The organism is Nocardia sp. CA-119907 (assembly GCF_050955995.1).
Taxonomy (GTDB): Bacteria; Actinomycetota; Actinomycetes; order Mycobacteriales; family Mycobacteriaceae; genus Nocardia.
The window spans coordinates 616,024-631,669 of sequence record NZ_CP192091.1 but is presented as its reverse complement, the minus strand read 5'-3'; the positions used below and the strand labels follow the sequence as shown (position 1 = coordinate 631,669).

The window sequence follows — 15,646 nt, the reverse complement described above, 5'->3', positions numbered from 1 at the left end:
GATCCCGCCGGACTGCGGCGCTCCCGGCTGCATCCCGCCCGACTCTGTCGCGTCCGGCTGGGAAACACTTGGCTGGGTCATGTTCTGCCCCGCATCAGGTCACCGATGCGCGCGGAACCGGCAGACGGCGCAGCAATTCGGTGATCACGTCCTCGCCGCGGATCCGGCGCACCCACATCTCGGGTCGCAGGGTGATCCGGTGCGCCATGGCCGGAACGGCCAGCGCCTTGACATCTTCCGGAATCACATAGTCGCGCCCGAGCAGCAGCGCGCGGGCCCGCGACATCTGCACCAGATCGAGTTCGGCGCGCGGGCTCGCGCCCACCTCGACCTGCGGATGTCCGCGCGTCGCACTCGCCAGCGCGACCACATAGCTGACCACATCGGGATGCACCGTGACGAACTCGACCGACTGCCGCATCTCCAGTAGTCCGTTCGCATCCACGACCTGGACCACCTGCGGTGTCGCCGAACCCCGCTCGAGGCGGCGGCGGATCATCTGCCGTTCGTCGTTCTCCGACAGATATCCCAGCCGCAGCTGCATCGCGAACCGGTCCAACTGGGCTTCGGGCAGCGGGTAGGTGCCCTCGTACTCGATCGGGTTGTCGGTGGCGAGCACGATGAAGGGCTGCGGCAGCGGGAAGGTTTCCCCATCGATGCTGACCTGGCCCTCGGCCATTGCCTCGAGCAGCGCGGCCTGCGTCTTCGGCGGCGTGCGGTTGATCTCGTCGGCCAGCAGCACATTGGTGAACACCGGACCGCGCCGGAAATTGAACCGGCCCGATGACATGTCGTAGATGGTGGAGCCGAGCAGGTCGGCGGGCAACAGGTCGGGCGTGAACTGCACGCGGGTGAAGTCCAGGCCGAGCGCGGCGGCGAAGGACCTGGCGATGAGCGTCTTGCCGAGGCCGGGCAGGTCCTCGATCAAGATGTGACCGCCGGAGAGCACGGCGATCATGATCAGCTGCAACTCATCTCGCTTGCCGACGATCACTCGGGACAATTCCCGCAGTACCGCCTCGCTGCGCTGGATGGTCGCGTCCATCGGCATCGTCATTTGTCTACTCGCACTTGCCTCAACCCATTCTCTTTCGGCCGTATTCACTTGGGCTTGATCGGGGACCTACGTGGCTGCGCACGCTGACTGCCTGCTGCGGGCCTGACCGCTCATGCCGTGTTCGATGGGGCATGATCGGGGCCCTCCATGGTTACGCACGCTGCCTCCTCCGGGCCTGACCGCTCATGCCGGGGCACTTACATTCTCTGCAGACGGCGCAGGATTTCGTCCAGTGCCGCGCGCCCGGGTGCGGGCGTCGTCTGATCCCGCAGTGCCGAGTTGGCCGGATCGACCCAGAGCCATAATTCCGGACCGAACTGCAGTATCCCGGCGGCCTCGGTCGCCTTGCGGTTCTTGGCGACCCGCAGTCCGGTGGACAACTCGAACTCCTTGGCCAGCAGTGGACGCAGGTGCCGATCCCAGTCGGCTCTGGTGCCGTCCGCGCGATCGGCCAGCATTTCCGCCCTGGCATGCCAGTGCCGCAGCATTTCCGCGGGGCCGTTCTCGATGTAGTCCTGCTCCGCATCGGCCTTCGGGCCGGACCTGGTCGACAGCGACCAGATCAGCTGAATCATGACCAGCGCCACCGGAATTCCGGCGGCGATCAGCAATGCGCCACGCGCCCTGCCGAGGGTGATCAACTCGATCAGCACGATGATGATCAGCGCGCCGAATACGATCGCGCGATTCATACCATCTCCCCCTGCAGATCCGCCAGAACGATGCGCAGCAGCTGTTCGGCCCGCATCCGCTGCCACTCCAGCATCGAATGCGGACTGAATCTGGCCTCCTCGAACAGCGCGACCAGTTCCCTGGCGGACGCGTCGTGCAGTGCGCCGCGTTCGAAGGCGCGGGCCAGCACTTCCATCGGGGTATCAGAGGCCAGTGGCGCGGCCGCGCGATCGAAGGACAGGCCGCGTTCCATCGCGACGTAACAGGCGATGATGGCCTCGCGCGGATCCTGGCCGGGCGCGTTCATGGCGGCCAGGCCCATCTCGGCCGCTCGGGCCAGTGAACCCGCTACCGTCGGCGCGGCCGTGGGCAGCGGGGGCGCGGCCGGACGCGGCTTGCGCTGGCCCGCCATCGCGACCGCGATCACCCCGGCCAGTGCCGCACCGACCAGCGCGACCGCGGCGATGGTGGCCACCAGCATCGCCGTGCCGCCTAGATGCGGGGTCGGCGCAGCATCGGGTGTCGGCGCCGTGGTGACGACCTCCCCGGTGGTGCTGCGCGAGCCATTCCGTGGCGCCGACGCCGGCGCCGGCTCGCCCTCACGCCCGAAACCGACGAAGAAGACCGCCGACGCGGCCGCGACGATCAGGGAAACCCCCGCCAGGGCGGCCAGGACCAGCAGGCCGACCCGGCCGAGACGTCCGTTTCCGCGCTCGGAATCGCGATCCACCTCCGGCATGGCCAGCGGCAGCCGGTGCTGACTGGCGATCACCCCGGCGATCAGGATCACCATCGATACGGTGAGCAGCACCGGCATCAACACCACCGAGATGGCCGATGGCACTGTGCGGTGGTCACCGGAGGCCTGCGCCCCGGGAATGTGGCCGCGCAGCGCGATCGCGGCACACGCCAGCAGCGTGATCAGCACGATCACGCGCGTTATCGGCGCTCCCGCCCTAACCACCTGCTACCACCACATCTGAGTACAGCTCTGAACAGGCACATAGTTACATGCCGAGTGGTCGGCTCGGGATGGAATCGAATACTTAGAATCGCCTCCTCTTTATCGACAATAGCGCCACTTCGATCGTGTACGGTGCTAGCCGATCGCGACGGATTCGGGCTGGTGGAGTTCGCCGAGACGGCTTTCGGTCCGTGCGATATCGGGGATGCCGGGGACATCGGTGACCAGGTCCGATATCGGCGCACGGGCGGTGAGGGTGAGTTCGCGATCCGCGTCGTAGAGCACGTCGATCAGGTTGACGAAGCGCATGGCCCAGTCGGGTGGGACCTCGCGCAGGGGTGGAACGTCGCACAGGGTCCACCGTTGAAATCGTCGCGCCAACTCGACGTAGTCCGAGGCGGCGGTAGCGGTGCCGCACAGGGCGGTGAAGTCGATGACGAGCGCGGCGTCGTCGATCGCGCGGGCCCGGATCGTGCGGGTGCCGACGTGAATATCGACGCCCGGATCCGCCTCCCGGAGGACCGGATCCGCCGGGTGGTCCGCATCGCAGACGAGATAGCGCCCGGCCGCGAAGGCGGTATCCGCGCCGCCGCGCCTGCGGTAGTCGAGTGGACCATCGACCGAGACGACGTCCAGATGCGCGACGATGCGCGCGATCGTCGGCAGGAAACGATCATGGAACAGCGGGTTGGGCAGCAGTTGATCCGGTGGATAATTCGAGGTCACCACCAGCACGATGTGGCGGGCGAAGAGCGTGTCGAGCATTCGGGCGATCAGCATCGCGTCGCCGATATCGTGCACGTGGAATTCGTCGAAGCAGACCAGTTCGGCATTGCCGAGCAAGGTGTCGATGGCCTTGTCGATGGAGCCCGACTCATGTGCCGCGATGTGCAATTCGGCGAAGAACTCGTGGAAGTGGAAGCGGCGCTTGCGATTCGATCCGACGCGCGCGAAGAACTCGTCCATCAGCATGGTTTTGCCGCGGCCCGGTCGGCCGTGCAGGTAGGTGCCGCGATGCCGCTTTACCGGATGGCCGCGCCGGTCGAGCAGTGCCAGCAGCCGCGCCCGCGCCCGGAGCTGATCGGCATCCAATGTGATGTTGTCCTGCATGGCATCCTCCTGATCCTCTACAGTTGTAGAGGATCAATTCAGACGGACGCCACAGAAGGTGACGATGTCCACAACCGACCGGCACACACTGATCGTCGATGCCGCCATCGACCTCATTGCCACCCAGGGCATTCGAGCACTCACCCACCGCGCCCTCGATACCGCGCTCGAACTGCCCGCCGGATCGGCCTCCTATTACTTCCGCACCAAACGGGCACTCATCGAGGCGATCGCGGACCGGATCACCACCCGCTCCCGCGACGATTTCACCGCCGCCGAGCTCGAATCATCCGAAGCCGCCGACGCGACCCACATCGCCCGCGCCATCGCGATATGGCTCGATCGATTGCTCGTCGAACGACGCAATCACCTGATCGTCCGACACGCGCTCATCATCGACCTCCACGCCGATCCCGAACTGCACGATCGACTCGCGCACAGCCTGTTCTCGACCATTCGAGCCCGAGACCTGTTCCGCGCCCTGCACTTCCCCGATCCCAGCAGTGCCGCCGCCGACTTCATCGCGGTCCTCGAGGGGGCCGTCTTCGATCGCTTCGCGGGAGCGCGCGCCCACCTCCCCGCAGGCACCGCCGAGAGCGTTGATCAACTCACGGGGCTGCTGTTGCGCCACCTCGACGGTTAGCGTTGCGGCCAGCCGCGCTCGCTGTAGGTAGCCCCACTGAGGTAGCCACGCAACCCCGCCGCGGGATACCCGATGATCGAGTCCACGGGCAGCGCGTCCAGCGAAAACCACTGCAGCTCATAGCTCTTGTCCGGCTCCCGGTTGACCGGCTCGCCGCGCCAGCGCAGCGCCTCGAAGAACACCCCGAGCCGGGCCTCGCGCCCGGAGCCGACCACATGGGCGGTATGCACATGCCGCAGATCCGCCGGGTCGATAACGACCCCGACCTCCTCATAGGCCTCCCGCACCGCACCGGCGGTGGCCGACTCCCCCGCTTCCAGCTTTCCGGCGGGCAGATGCCACAGCCCATCGAACTCGTCGGCACTGCGCCGCCTGCTGAGCAGCACCTCCCGGCCACGAACGAGCAGAATATGCACGTCGACAAGGTGTCGATCGGTCATAAGCCTCCTCTCGGCGCCGCTGCCATCTACCGATCCACCGGTATACCCGAATGAACCCGGTCGGCGCCCGATCGGACTCAGTTGGCGCTCAGCACCAACCCCGAGGTCGGCACACCCGTACCCGCGGTAACCAGGATGTTCTCCAAGCCCGCAACGGGATTCACCGAAGTACCCCGAATCTGGCGCACGGCCTCGGCGATCCCGTTCATCCCGTGGATATACGCCTCGCCGAGCTGTCCGCCATGGGTGTTCAAAGGCAGCCGCCCGCCGACTTCGATGGCACCGTCGGCGATGAAATCCTTCGCCTCACCGCGGCCGCAGAAGCCGAGCTCCTCCAACTGCATGAGCACGAACGGGGTGAAGTGGTCGTAGAGGATGGCGGCCTGCATATCGTCTGGGCGCAAACCGCTCTGGGCCCAGAGCTGGTCGCCGACCAGCCCCATTTCCGGCAGTCCGGTGAGGGCGTCGCGGTAGTAGCTCGTCATCACGTACTGGTCGGCACCGGACCCCTGGGCGGCGGCGGAGATCACGGCCGGGCGCTGCGGGAGATCGCGGGCGCGCTCGACACTGGTGACCACGATCGCGACGCCGCCGTCGGACTCCTGACAGCAGTCGAGCAGATGCAGCGGTTCGGCGATCCAGCGGGAATTCTGGTGTTCCTCGAGGGTGATCGGCTTGCCATAGAAGAAGGCAGCCGGATTCACCGCGGCGTGTTTGCGATCGGCGACGGCAACCCGGCCGAAGTCCGCACTGGTCGCGCCGTAGACGTGCATATAGCGCCTGGCGACCATCGCCACCTGGGCCGCCGGAGTTCCCAGGCCCTGTGGATAGGACCAGCCCGCATCGATACCCGAGGAGGTCGGCGCGGTGGCCAACGCGGTGGAGAACTGACCGAAGCGCGATACCGACCGCTCATTGAAGGCGCGGTAGGCGACGACCACATCGGCGACACCGGTGGCGACCGCCATGGCCGCCTGCTGGATGGTGGCACAGGCCGCGCCGCCGCCATAGCCGATGTGGCTGAAGAACTTCAGCTGCGGGATGCCAACGGCGCGCGCGACCGCCGCCTGGGTGTTGGTATCCATGGTGAAGGTGGTCAGGCCGTCCACATCGGCGGGTGTCAGACCCGCGTCGGCCAGCGCCGCGGTGACCGCCTCGGCGGCCAACCGCAGTTCGCTGCGGCCGGAGTCCTTGGAAAAGTCGGTGGCGCCGATGCCGACGATGGCGGCGCGGCCGGAGATCCCAGTGGTGTTGTCAGCGGTCATCATGGCCTCCGCAGGGCGATAACGGCTTTCGCCGTGATGTGGTCACCGAGGCTGTCGCGTCCGACGACATCGATGTGGATGTCATCGCCCTCGATGGCGGCGACAGTGCCCGAGAGCGTCAGGGTGTCACCGGCATACAGCGGTACGCCCAAGCGCAGCGCGATCGATTTGACGATGGCACGCGGTCCGGCCCAGTCGGTCACGAAGCGCTGCACCAGCCCGGTATCGGTGAGGATATTGACGAAGATGTCCTTGGAACCGCGGGCGACGGCCTTGTCCCTGTCGTGGTGCACATCCTGAAAGTCCCTGGTGGCCAGGGCCGTACTGATCACGAAGGTCGGATCGGCGTGAATGACCAGCTCGGGCAGTGCGGTCCCGACCTGCACGGCGGCGGGTTCGACGTAGGTCATGCGATCACCCGCCAGACCGGCAGTACGGCCGCATCGTCGAGCTCCTCGAACTCGACCTCTACCGGAAGGCCGATCTTCACATCGGCCGGGTCGATGCCGCGCAGTTCACCGAGCATGCGCACGCCCTCCTCCAATTCGACAAGCGCGACGACGAACGGCAGGTGCCGCCCAGGCACTTTCGGCGCGTGATGCACGACGTAGCTGAAGACTGCACCGCGCCCCGAGGCGACGACGTAGTCGGTCTGCTCGGATTTGTCCTGCCACAGCGCCGGGATCGGCGGATGCCGCAACGTGCCGTCCGGCAGCCGCTGGATCCGTAGCTCACCGGCTTTCGTACCCTCCCAGAAGAATTCGGTATCCCAGGACACCAGCGGCTCGACCCGTTCACCTACGGGCGCTTTCGCGGCGGCGGTACCGGTGCCAGGTGCGAATTTCAGTAGCCGCCAGAGCATTTCGGCGACTACCTCGTCGCCCACCCGCCAAGTGATCTCGAAGCTGACGAACCACCCTTCGCCGAGCGCGGTCCGCTTCGGGCCGCGGATATCGCACAGTCGACTGGTAACCGACACTTGCTCACCGACATTCAGGTATCGGTGGTAGGTCTGCTGGCAGTCGGTCGCGACCACCGAGGTGAAGCCCGCGCTGTCCAGCAGCTCGATGACCTGGTTCGTGGGATCGTCCGCGGCACGAGAACCGTTGAGCCCGAGCATGGTCCAGACCTGGATCATGGCGGGCGGCGCCACGGTGCCGGGATGTCCGGCCGCGCGGGCGACCGCTTCGTCGACGTAGATCGGGTTTTTGTCCCCGAGCGCCTCCACCCAGTTGTTGATCATCGGCTGGTTCACCGGGTCACGCCCGCGGCGTGGCGCGCAATCCCCCGCCGCGATGATCTTCTCTGCGGCGGCGGTAATCGCTTCCGGAGTCAGGGTTTCCGGCACGCGCGGCTCCTTGCTGTAGTCCATCTCGCGGGATTCATCGTGGTACCCGAGGCAGTTTCAGACCGGACGAGGCGACCAGTTCGCGCATCACCTCATTGACGCCGCCGCCGAAGGTCACCACCAGGTTCTGCTTGGTCCTGCGGTCCAGCCAGGTCAGCAGTTCGGCGGTGGCGGGATCGGCCGGATCGCCGTAGTGGCCGACGATCTCCTCGGCGAGTCGACCCGCCTCCTGCAGCGATTCGGTCGAGTACACCTTGGTGGCCGAGGCGTCCGCGATCACGCTGGCCTGGTCGCCGTCGACGGTCGCCGCCACCTGCCAGTTCAGCAATTCGTTCAGCCGGACCATGGCGTGGATGCGCCCGAGCGAACGGCGTACGTCATTTCGGGCGAGCACGCCGCGCGGCTGCGCCCACTCGCGCACGCGGTCGTAGAGCTGTTCGATCTTGCCGGACGGACCCAGGCTCACCCGCTCGTGATTGAGCTGGGTGGTGATCAGCCGCCAGCCCCTGTTCTCCTCGCCGACCAGCATGTCGGCGGGTACGCGCACATTGTCGAAGTAGGTCGCGTTGGTGTGGTGCGCCCCATCGCAGGTAATGATCGGCGTCCAGGAATAGCCGGGATCGGTGGTGTCCACGATCAGGATCGTGATGCCGCGGTGCCGCGATTCGACCGATCCGGTGCGGCAGGCCAACCAGATGTAGTCGGCCTCGTGCGCGCCGGTCGTGAAGATCTTCTGCCCGTTGACGATCCAGTCGCCGGACTCGTCGCGCACCGCACTCGTGCGCAGCGATGCCAGGTCGGTGCCCGCCTCCGGCTCGGAGTAGCCGATCGCGAAATGGATATCGCCGGAGAGGATTCCGGGCAGGAACTTCGCCTTCTGCGCATCGGTGCCGAAGCTCTGCAGCGTCGGTCCGACCGTCAGCAGGGTGACCAGCGGTAGCGGAACATCCGCGCGCACCGCCTCATTGAAGAAGATCTGCTGTTCCATCGGACCGAAGCCCTGGCCGCCGTATTCCTTCGGCCAGCCGACCCCGAGCCAACCGTCCGCGCCCATCCGGCGCACCACCGCGCGGTAGGCGTCGCCGTGGCGGTTGACCGCCATCTCGGCCTCCTCCTCGGGAGTCACGAGATCGGCGAAGTAGGAACGCAATTCGTCGCGTAGCCGGCGCTGCTCCGCGGTCAGATCGATGAGCATCTGGCCCCCAATCGGTCGAGGCGCAGGGATTCGCCGCCGAGCCAGCGGGCGATGTCCTTGGCCTGTGAGTAGTAGCGATGCATCGGATGGGTCACGTCGACCCCGAGACCACCGTGCAGGTGATGGCATTTCTGCATGGCGGCGGGCAGTTCCGAGGCCACGGTGTAGGCGAGCACATCGAGGTCGTCGTCGATGCGCTCTTGATGCGCTGGCGTCGAATCGTCCTGTGCCAGTGCCCAGTTCGCCGAGACGGCGACGGCATGCAGGGTTCGCGAGACGACGTAGACATCGGCGATCTGCTGGGCGACGGCTTGGAATTCCGCGAGCGGCCGGTTGAACTGGTGGCGGGTCCGCAGATGTTCGGCGGTGAGCACCAGCGCACCCTTCAGCAGTCCGTCGGCGGTTGCGCCGATCGAAGCGACGGCCATGCGGTGCAGTTCGGCAATGCCGCCGGGCAGCAGCTGCTCGGCCGGAATCTCGACCTGGTCGAGTCGCACCGTGCATTCGGGGATCCCACCGGATACCGGCGTCGGTGTCAGGGTCAACCCGGCCGCATCCGAATCCACCAGTGCGATACCGGAATTCGTCGGAATCAGCAGCCAGCGCGCCTGCTCCGCATACGGCACAGCCACCTTGTGACCGGTGATGCGCACGGTGTCGCCATTGGAGACGGCCGTGGTCTCGGGTTTGACGACGAAGGGATTCGCGGGCTCGCTGACGGCCGCGGTGAGCACCGCACCCTTGGCGACCTCCGGATAGACCCGCTCGGCGACGCTGTCCGGCAGGACCGCCAGCAACGGCAGCAGCCCGAAGCCGAGGGTCGGCAGGGCGGGCACCGCCACCGCATCGGTTGCCAGTTCGGTCAGCAGCACCGAGACCTCCGGCAGGCCCATGCCGTCACCGCCGAACCGCTCCGGCAGCGCGAGCGAGAGCAGGCCGGTCTCGATCAGACTCGGCCAGAGCTCGATATCGCGTGCCGGTTCACGCTCCAGCAAACTCACTACAACCTCGGCCACGGCGTCCTGGCCCTCGTCCCGGGTGAAGTCCACGCTTACTCCAATTAAGTTCAGTATCGCTCCGCGCTTCCATGAGGGGCGATCTTCTGGCAACCGACCTCGTCGACTAGCCGTCCGCGTCGCGGGGCAGTCCGAGAATTCGCTCACCGGCCACGGTCAGCAAGATCTGCTCGGTACCACCCGCAATCGATAGACAGCGGGTGAGCAGGAACTCTTTGAGCACCTCGGAGTCCTGCGCACCGATTGCCCCCGCCGTCTCCACCGCGAATTCGGCAACCGCCTGGCGATGCCGGACACCGACGAGCTTGCGCACACTGCTCTGCGCTCCCGGATCACCGCCCGCGAGCATCCGCACCGCGGCGCGCTGTTCCAGCAGCAGTCCAGCGATGGCATCGGCGACGAAACCGCCGAGCCGATCGTTCACAAGCTCCGCACCCGGCCCGGTGGCGGGCAGTTTGGCGATGAGTTCCTCGAGCACCGGCCCGATCCCATTGCCGCCCATGGCGACGCGTTCGGTCGACAGGGTGGAGCGGGCGATCTTCCAGCCGTTGTTCAGCGCGCCGACCACACAGTCGTCCGGCACGAAGACGTCGTCGAGGAAGACCTCGCTGAACCGCGCCTCACCGGTGATCTGCACCAGCGGGCGCACCTCGAGCCCCGCGCTGCGCATATCGACAAGGAAATAGCTGATACCGCGATGCTTCGGTGCGTCGGGATCGGTGCGAGCCAGGCAGATCGCCCAGTTCGCCCGGTCGCCCAGCGACGTCCACACCTTCTGTCCGCGCAGCACCCAGCCGCCGTCGACCTGCTTGGCGGTGGTCCGCAGCGCCGCCAGATCCGAACCGGCCTCCGGCTCGCTGAACAGCTGACACCAGATCACTTCACCGCGCAGCGTCGGAAACGCAAACCGATCGATTTGCTCCTGGGTGCCGTGCTGCAGCAGCGTCGGGATCGCCCAGCCGCCGATCGCCAGATCCGGTGACTCCACACCCGCGCGGCGCAGTTCCTCCGAAATCACCAGGCCCGTCATGGGATTCGCGCCACGGCCGTACGGTGCCGGCCAGTGCGGCATGACGAGTCCGGCCTCGACCAGCGCATTGCGCTGCTCGCCGACCGGCAGTGCCGCGATCGCGGCCACCTCGGCGGCCAGTTCGTGCACGCCGCTGTCACGCCCGGCGACCGCCTCAGAGGCCGTCGCTTGCGCAGCGGAGGCGAAGATCCGATCCGCACCGGTGGTCCGGCGCTGACCGGCGCGGGTCAGCTCGGTGACCCGGGCCCGCCACCGCGCCGATCCGCCGAGCAACTGCCGCAATGCGGTGGCCCGGCGCAGGTAGAAGTGCGCGTCGTGCTCCCAGGTGAAGCCGATGCCGCCGAGCACCTGAATGCAGTCCTTGGCGGTCTCCACCGCGGCGTCCAGGGAAATCGCGGCGGCGATCGCGGCCGCGATCGGCAGCTCCGCACCGCCCTCGTCGACGGCGGCCGCGGCATCGGCAGCGACGGAGCGGATCAGCTCGGTGCGGCACAGCATCCAGGCGCAAATGTGTTTGAGCGCTTGGAAAGACCCGATCTTGCGCCCGAATTGCTCACGCACCTTGGCATATTCGACCGCGGTCTCCAGACACCATCCCGCCACACCGGCGAGTTCGGCCGAAACCAGCACCGCGAGTAGATCTTCCACCGCGTGCGGCGACTCGAACACCCGCTCCGTCGGCACCCGCACCTCGGCACAGTGCACACGCGCCAGTGGCGTACTCGAGTCAGCCGGTGCCAGCGCCTCGATGCGCAGACCGTCGGCATCGGGCCCGATTACACACCAGCGCAACCCTTCCGGCGTTCGCACCGGCAACAGCACCGAGGTACCCGGCGCGGCACCGAGCACCGAATCCCAGATACCCGTGAGCAACAGCTCACCGGATGCGGTCGGTACGCTCACTACCGGTCCGACAACGAAGTCGAGCGCGACACCACACGGCATATCCTCGGCGAGGGCGCCAGCGGTGACCAGATTCGCCAATGCGGTGGACAGCACCGGCCCGCCGACCAGGTCGTGTGCCGCCTGTTCGACCAATACCGCGAGGTCGGCGACCGATCCGCCATGGCCGCCGGCCGCCTCGGCGACCGCGACCCGGAATATCCCGAAGTCGGCCAGTCCGGGCCAATAGGCGCGCCAGAAGTCCGCCGGATCGTCCCGCATTGTTGCAATTGGACGCACCGATCCAGCCCATCCGCGCATCGACTCCTGACCGGCTTTATGCTCGTCAGTGGTGGCGATGGTCACAGTCCGTACCGCCTTTCCGGCGTGACTCCCACACCTAGAACATGTTCTAATATCCTAGCTGGGCGGAAGTCAAGAGACGACCGAGGCCCGTTGCCGGAATGCGAAAGGACTCTCAATCCATGGCCAGTCCCTCCCGATCGCAGCCAGCCGATTCGAATTCGGCGGGGCGAGCGTCGGCCAACGCGACGGTCACGACGCTCAGCGAAGACGAACTGAGCTCAGCCGCGCAGCGGGAGCGGCGTAAGCGAATTCTGGACGCGACCCTCGCACTGGCCTCCAAGGGCGGTTACGACGCCGTGCAGATGCGCGCGGTGGCCGAACGCGCCGATGTCGCGGTCGGGACGCTCTACCGGTATTTCCCGTCCAAGGTGCATTTGCTGGTCTCCGCGCTGTCGCGGGAATTCGAGCAGATCGAGGGCAAACGCAAGCCGCTTGCCGGACAGACGCCGAATGAGCGCATGCACCTTTTGCTGACCCAGATCACCCGGATGATGCAGCGCGATCCATTGCTCACCGAGGCGATGACCCGCGCATTCATGTTCGCCGACGCGTCGGCGGCCGCTGAGGTCGATCGGGTCGGCAAGGTCATGGATCGCGTTTTCGCCCGTGCCATGAACGACGGCGAACCCACCGAACGCCAGCTGGCCATCGCGCGCGTCATCAGCGACGTCTGGCTGTCGAATCTGGTGGCCTGGTTGACCAGACGGGCATCGGCGACCGATGTCACCGAACGCCTCGAGCTGACCGTCGATCTGCTGCTCGGCGAAAACGGCGCCAAGTAGCAACCACCCAGCTCGACCACCAGCGCAGACCGAGCAAATTCGGTATCGGAGGCCGCTGCGCGCGTCGTAATTTCGGTCACATCCACTGCTCATCGCGCCGTACGCATGGCGGCGCGCGGGCACGGTGGGCGACCATTGCGTTAACGCAATACTGCGCACGCATGACGGCGCGCTTCGGTGCGGCAAATTCAACACAGTATTGTCACGCGTGCCCCTGAAAAAACTCCTCCGATCACTAGGTTGGATGCGTGAGCGCACAGGATCTGCCACTGGAACTTCGCCGTGCACTGTCGACGGTCGCGCGCGTGCCACGGCTTTTGGTCGCATCGGACTACGACGGGACGATTGCGCCCATCGTGTCCGATCCGGCGAAGGCCTTTCCACACCGAGAATCGGTGAGCGCGCTACGAGCGCTCGCCGGTCTCACCGGGACGACCGCCGCCGTGATCTCCGGCCGTGCACTGCGGGATCTCGCCGCATTGTCGCGTCTACCGGTCGAGGTGCAACTGATCGGTAGTCATGGCTCGGAATTCGATGTCGGTTTCGTGCACGCCATCGACAACGACGCCAAACAATTGCTGGTGGAAGTGCAGACGAGTCTGTCACAGATCGCCGCGGAGAATCCCGGTGCCAGCGTCGAGATCAAACCGGCCAGTGTCGCGTTGCACGTGCGCAATGCGAGTCCGGAAATCGGATTGCGCGCGCTGAAGGCGGTCCGGCAGGGCCCGTCCTGCTGGGTCGGCGTACAGGTGACCGAGGGGAAATCGGTTATCGAACTCGCGGTGATCCAGACGGATAAGGGCGTCGCGCTCGATACCGTCCGGCATCAGGAGGGCGCATCGGCCGCGGTGTTCTTCGGTGATGACGTCACTGATGAAAAGGCCTTCCGCATGCTTTCCGGCCCCGATGTCGGCATCAAGGTCGGCGATGGCGAGAGCCTGGCCAAATACCGGGTGGACAGCACCGAGGCCGTCTCCTGGGCACTGGCCTTCCTGCTGGAGGAACGACGTACCTGGCTGGCCGGTGCCAGCGCGCCGCGCATCGAGCGGCTGAGCATGCTGTCCAGTCCGCGCTCGGTGGCGCTGCTGACCCCCGACGCGACCGTCACCTGGTTCTGCCATCCGGAACCGGATTCGGCCGCGGTCTTCGCCCATCTGCTCGGCGGCCCACAGGCGGGCCACTTCACCATCGAACCGGAACGGCCGGGCCTGCCGCTGTCCCAGCGCTATATCGACGGCACCATGACCGTCGAAACTCGTTGGGCCAGCCTACAAGTGGTGGACTATCTGCCGCACGACGTGGCACCGAACCGCACCGACCTGACCCGGGTGATCACCGGCGATGCCAAGGCCGTCGTAACCTTCGCGCCCCGACCGGAATTCGGCCAGGTGCCGGTGAGCATCGAATGCGAGCCGACCGGCCTGCGCGTGGTCGGCACCAATGATCCGATGGTGCTGCGCTCGCCCGGCGTGCACTGGGAGATCCAGTCCGACGGTATGCACAGCTCGGCGCGCGCCGTCGTCGATCCGTCACGCGGCCCGATCGTGCTGGAAATGCGCTGCGGTACACATGATCTCGCGCCCGCCATGAGCAGTGAGGCGGATCGGCGCAAGGATTCCGAGGACTACTGGTCGAAGTGGGCGGCGAAACTGCAACTGCCGCCACTGAAGCCGGATCTGATGAAGCGCTCGGCACTCACCCTGCGCGGCCTCGTGCACGCGCCGTCGGGTTCGATCCTGGCCGCGGCCACCACCTCGCTGCCGGAGGACATCGGCGGCGTGCGCAACTGGGACTACCGCTACTGCTGGCTACGCGATGCCTCGCTGACCGCGCAGGCGCTGGTTTCGCTCGGCTCACTGACCGAGGCCGAGGAATTCCTCGGCTGGGTGCACCGGGTGCTGGAAACGCTGCCCGGTCCGGAGCGTCTGCACCCCCTGTACACGCTCTACGGCGAGACGCTGCCGCCCGAGGCATCGATCGATCAGCTGCCCGGTTATGCGGGTTCGCGCCCGGTCCGCGTCGGCAACGCCGCGAATATGCAGGTGCAGCTGGACGTCTTCGGTCCGATCGTCGATCTGATCGCATCGCTGGCGCACGGCCGCGAGGCGAAGGGCCTGACCGATCCGGCCAAGGCGCTGCCGGATGCCGACTGGGAACTCGTGCACGCCATGGTCTCCGCGGTGCAGCGGCGCTGGCAGGAACCCGACCACGGCATCTGGGAGATCCGCGGCAACCCGCGCCACCATGTGTACTCAAAGGTAATGGGCTGGCTCACCGTGGACCGGGCGATCACGCTGGCGCAGCGCTTCGAGCGCCAGATCGATCCGGCCTGGGCCGCATTGCGCGAGACCATCGCCGACGAGGTGAAGACCAAGGGCTGGAACGACGAGGTCCAGTCCTACACCGCGGCCTACGACGGCACCGATCTGGACGCGGCCACCCTGCACATCGGCCTCAGCGGCCTGATCGAGCCGTCGGACCCGCGCTTCGCGGCGACGGTGGTGGCCACCGAGGCGGAGCTGCGCAGCGGCTCGACCGTGTACCGGTACCACCACGACGACGGCCTGCCCGGCGGCGAGGGCGGATTCCACCTGTGTGCGGCCTGGCTGGTCGAGGCGTATCTGCTGATCGGCAAGCGCTCGGATGCCGAGGCACTGTTCGCGCAGCTGATCGATGTCGCCGGACCGACCGGTCTGCTCAGCGAGGAGTACGACCCGGTCGCCGAGCGCTCACTCGGCAACCATCCACAGGCCTACAGCCATCTCGGCCTGCTGCGCTGCGCACAGCTGCTCGGCAAGCCGGTGGAAGCGCTCGTCTGACGCGACGGTGGCGTAGATCCGGGCCCGCGAACCATCGGTTCGCGGGCCCAGCCCATA

The 15,646-nt window shown here is 66.7% G+C and carries 14 protein-coding genes; 3 read left to right on the top strand and 11 right to left on the bottom strand.

Annotated elements, in window-relative coordinates; translation table 11 throughout:
- Positions 1–94: 94 nt before the first annotated feature.
- The 4 genes from ACQP2D_RS02935 to zapE all read right to left on the bottom strand — a co-directional run bounded on the left by ACQP2D_RS02935 (position 95) and on the right by zapE (position 3,803).
- Positions 95–1,057 carry an AAA family ATPase gene (locus ACQP2D_RS02935; RefSeq protein ID WP_433682181.1) on the bottom strand — a complete coding sequence of 321 codons (963 nt, stop codon included), beginning with the start codon at positions 1,055–1,057 and terminating at the stop codon, positions 95–97.
- A 197-nt stretch (positions 1,058–1,254) separates the two neighbouring features.
- Positions 1,255–1,749: a hypothetical protein gene (locus ACQP2D_RS02930; RefSeq protein ID WP_433682180.1), complete on the bottom strand. Its 495-nt coding sequence runs from the start codon at positions 1,747–1,749 to the stop codon at positions 1,255–1,257.
- The gene (locus ACQP2D_RS02925) at positions 1,746–2,663 is read right to left on the bottom strand and encodes a DUF4129 domain-containing protein (protein ID WP_433682179.1); all 918 of its coding nucleotides are present in this window, start codon (positions 2,661–2,663) and stop codon (positions 1,746–1,748) included. Before ACQP2D_RS02925 ends, ACQP2D_RS02930 begins: the two co-directional genes overlap by 4 nt.
- Positions 2,664–2,828: 165 nt before the next feature.
- Positions 2,829–3,803: a cell division protein ZapE gene (zapE, locus tag ACQP2D_RS02920; RefSeq protein WP_433682178.1), complete on the bottom strand. Its 975-nt coding sequence runs from the start codon at positions 3,801–3,803 to the stop codon at positions 2,829–2,831.
- 64 nt (positions 3,804–3,867) lie between these two features.
- On the opposite strand from zapE, the gene ACQP2D_RS02915 reads away from it, so the two are divergent.
- Complete coding sequence (locus ACQP2D_RS02915; protein WP_433682177.1) at positions 3,868–4,446, top strand: TetR/AcrR family transcriptional regulator; 579 nt, start codon at positions 3,868–3,870, stop codon at positions 4,444–4,446.
- Here the strand turns inward: ACQP2D_RS02915 and ACQP2D_RS02910 are convergent.
- The 7 genes from ACQP2D_RS02910 to ACQP2D_RS02880 form a co-directional block, all read right to left on the bottom strand.
- The gene (locus tag ACQP2D_RS02910; RefSeq protein ID WP_433682176.1) at positions 4,443–4,886 is read right to left on the bottom strand and encodes an NUDIX hydrolase; all 444 of its coding nucleotides are present in this window, start codon (positions 4,884–4,886) and stop codon (positions 4,443–4,445) included. The genes ACQP2D_RS02915 and ACQP2D_RS02910 overlap by 4 nt on opposite strands.
- A gap of 77 nt (positions 4,887–4,963) precedes the next feature.
- Entirely contained in the window at positions 4,964–6,151 is a 1,188-nt protein-coding gene (locus ACQP2D_RS02905; protein ID WP_433682175.1) for a lipid-transfer protein, read from the bottom strand.
- Positions 6,151–6,561, bottom strand: a complete 411-nt coding sequence (locus ACQP2D_RS02900) for a MaoC family dehydratase (protein WP_433682174.1) — start codon at positions 6,559–6,561, stop codon at positions 6,151–6,153. Before ACQP2D_RS02900 ends, ACQP2D_RS02905 begins: the two co-directional genes overlap by 1 nt.
- On the bottom strand, positions 6,558–7,523 hold the full coding sequence (locus ACQP2D_RS02895) for a bifunctional MaoC family dehydratase N-terminal/OB-fold nucleic acid binding domain-containing protein (RefSeq protein ID WP_433682173.1): 966 nt from the start codon (positions 7,521–7,523) through the stop codon (positions 6,558–6,560). Before ACQP2D_RS02895 ends, ACQP2D_RS02900 begins: the two co-directional genes overlap by 4 nt.
- A gap of 10 nt (positions 7,524–7,533) precedes the next feature.
- Complete coding sequence (locus ACQP2D_RS02890; RefSeq protein WP_433682172.1) at positions 7,534–8,694, bottom strand: acyl-CoA dehydrogenase family protein; 1,161 nt, start codon at positions 8,692–8,694, stop codon at positions 7,534–7,536.
- Complete coding sequence (locus ACQP2D_RS02885) at positions 8,679–9,743, bottom strand: acyl-CoA dehydrogenase family protein (RefSeq protein WP_433682171.1); 1,065 nt, start codon at positions 9,741–9,743, stop codon at positions 8,679–8,681. The genes ACQP2D_RS02890 and ACQP2D_RS02885 overlap by 16 nt, the downstream gene beginning before the upstream one ends.
- A gap of 73 nt (positions 9,744–9,816) precedes the next feature.
- The gene (locus ACQP2D_RS02880; RefSeq protein WP_433682170.1) at positions 9,817–11,988 is read right to left on the bottom strand and encodes an acyl-CoA dehydrogenase family protein; all 2,172 of its coding nucleotides are present in this window, start codon (positions 11,986–11,988) and stop codon (positions 9,817–9,819) included.
- Positions 11,989–12,107: 119 nt separating this feature from the next.
- On the opposite strand from ACQP2D_RS02880, the gene kstR reads away from it, so the two are divergent.
- Positions 12,108–12,770: a cholesterol catabolism transcriptional regulator KstR gene (gene kstR, locus ACQP2D_RS02875; protein ID WP_433682169.1), complete on the top strand. Its 663-nt coding sequence runs from the start codon at positions 12,108–12,110 to the stop codon at positions 12,768–12,770.
- Between the two features lie 248 nt (positions 12,771–13,018).
- Positions 13,019–15,589 (top strand): trehalose-phosphatase, encoded by a 2,571-nt coding sequence (gene otsB / locus ACQP2D_RS02870; protein WP_433682168.1) that lies wholly within the window; start codon positions 13,019–13,021, stop codon positions 15,587–15,589.
- Positions 15,590–15,646: the final 57 nt, after the last annotated feature.

What these genes read in the sequence shown, in the direction of transcription:
- ACQP2D_RS02895 (WP_433682173.1), bottom strand. Translation starts at nt 7,523, where the DNA reads ATGGACTACAGCAAGGAGCCGCGCGTGCCGGAAACCCTGACTCCGGAA.
- ACQP2D_RS02900 (WP_433682174.1), bottom strand. Translation starts at nt 6,561, where the DNA reads ATGACCTACGTCGAACCCGCCGCCGTGCAGGTCGGGACCGCACTGCCC.
- ACQP2D_RS02905 (WP_433682175.1), bottom strand. Translation starts at nt 6,151, where the DNA reads ATGACCGCTGACAACACCACTGGGATCTCCGGCCGCGCCGCCATCGTC.
- kstR (WP_433682169.1), top strand. Translation starts at nt 12,108, where the DNA reads ATGGCCAGTCCCTCCCGATCGCAGCCAGCCGATTCGAATTCGGCGGGG.
- ACQP2D_RS02890 (WP_433682172.1), bottom strand. Translation starts at nt 8,694, where the DNA reads ATGCTCATCGATCTGACCGCGGAGCAGCGCCGGCTACGCGACGAATTG.
- ACQP2D_RS02915 (WP_433682177.1), top strand. Translation starts at nt 3,868, where the DNA reads ATGTCCACAACCGACCGGCACACACTGATCGTCGATGCCGCCATCGAC.
- ACQP2D_RS02930 (WP_433682180.1), bottom strand. Translation starts at nt 1,749, where the DNA reads ATGAATCGCGCGATCGTATTCGGCGCGCTGATCATCATCGTGCTGATC.
- ACQP2D_RS02910 (WP_433682176.1), bottom strand. Translation starts at nt 4,886, where the DNA reads ATGACCGATCGACACCTTGTCGACGTGCATATTCTGCTCGTTCGTGGC.
- zapE (WP_433682178.1), bottom strand. Translation starts at nt 3,803, where the DNA reads ATGCAGGACAACATCACATTGGATGCCGATCAGCTCCGGGCGCGGGCG.
- ACQP2D_RS02935 (WP_433682181.1), bottom strand. Translation starts at nt 1,057, where the DNA reads ATGACGATGCCGATGGACGCGACCATCCAGCGCAGCGAGGCGGTACTG.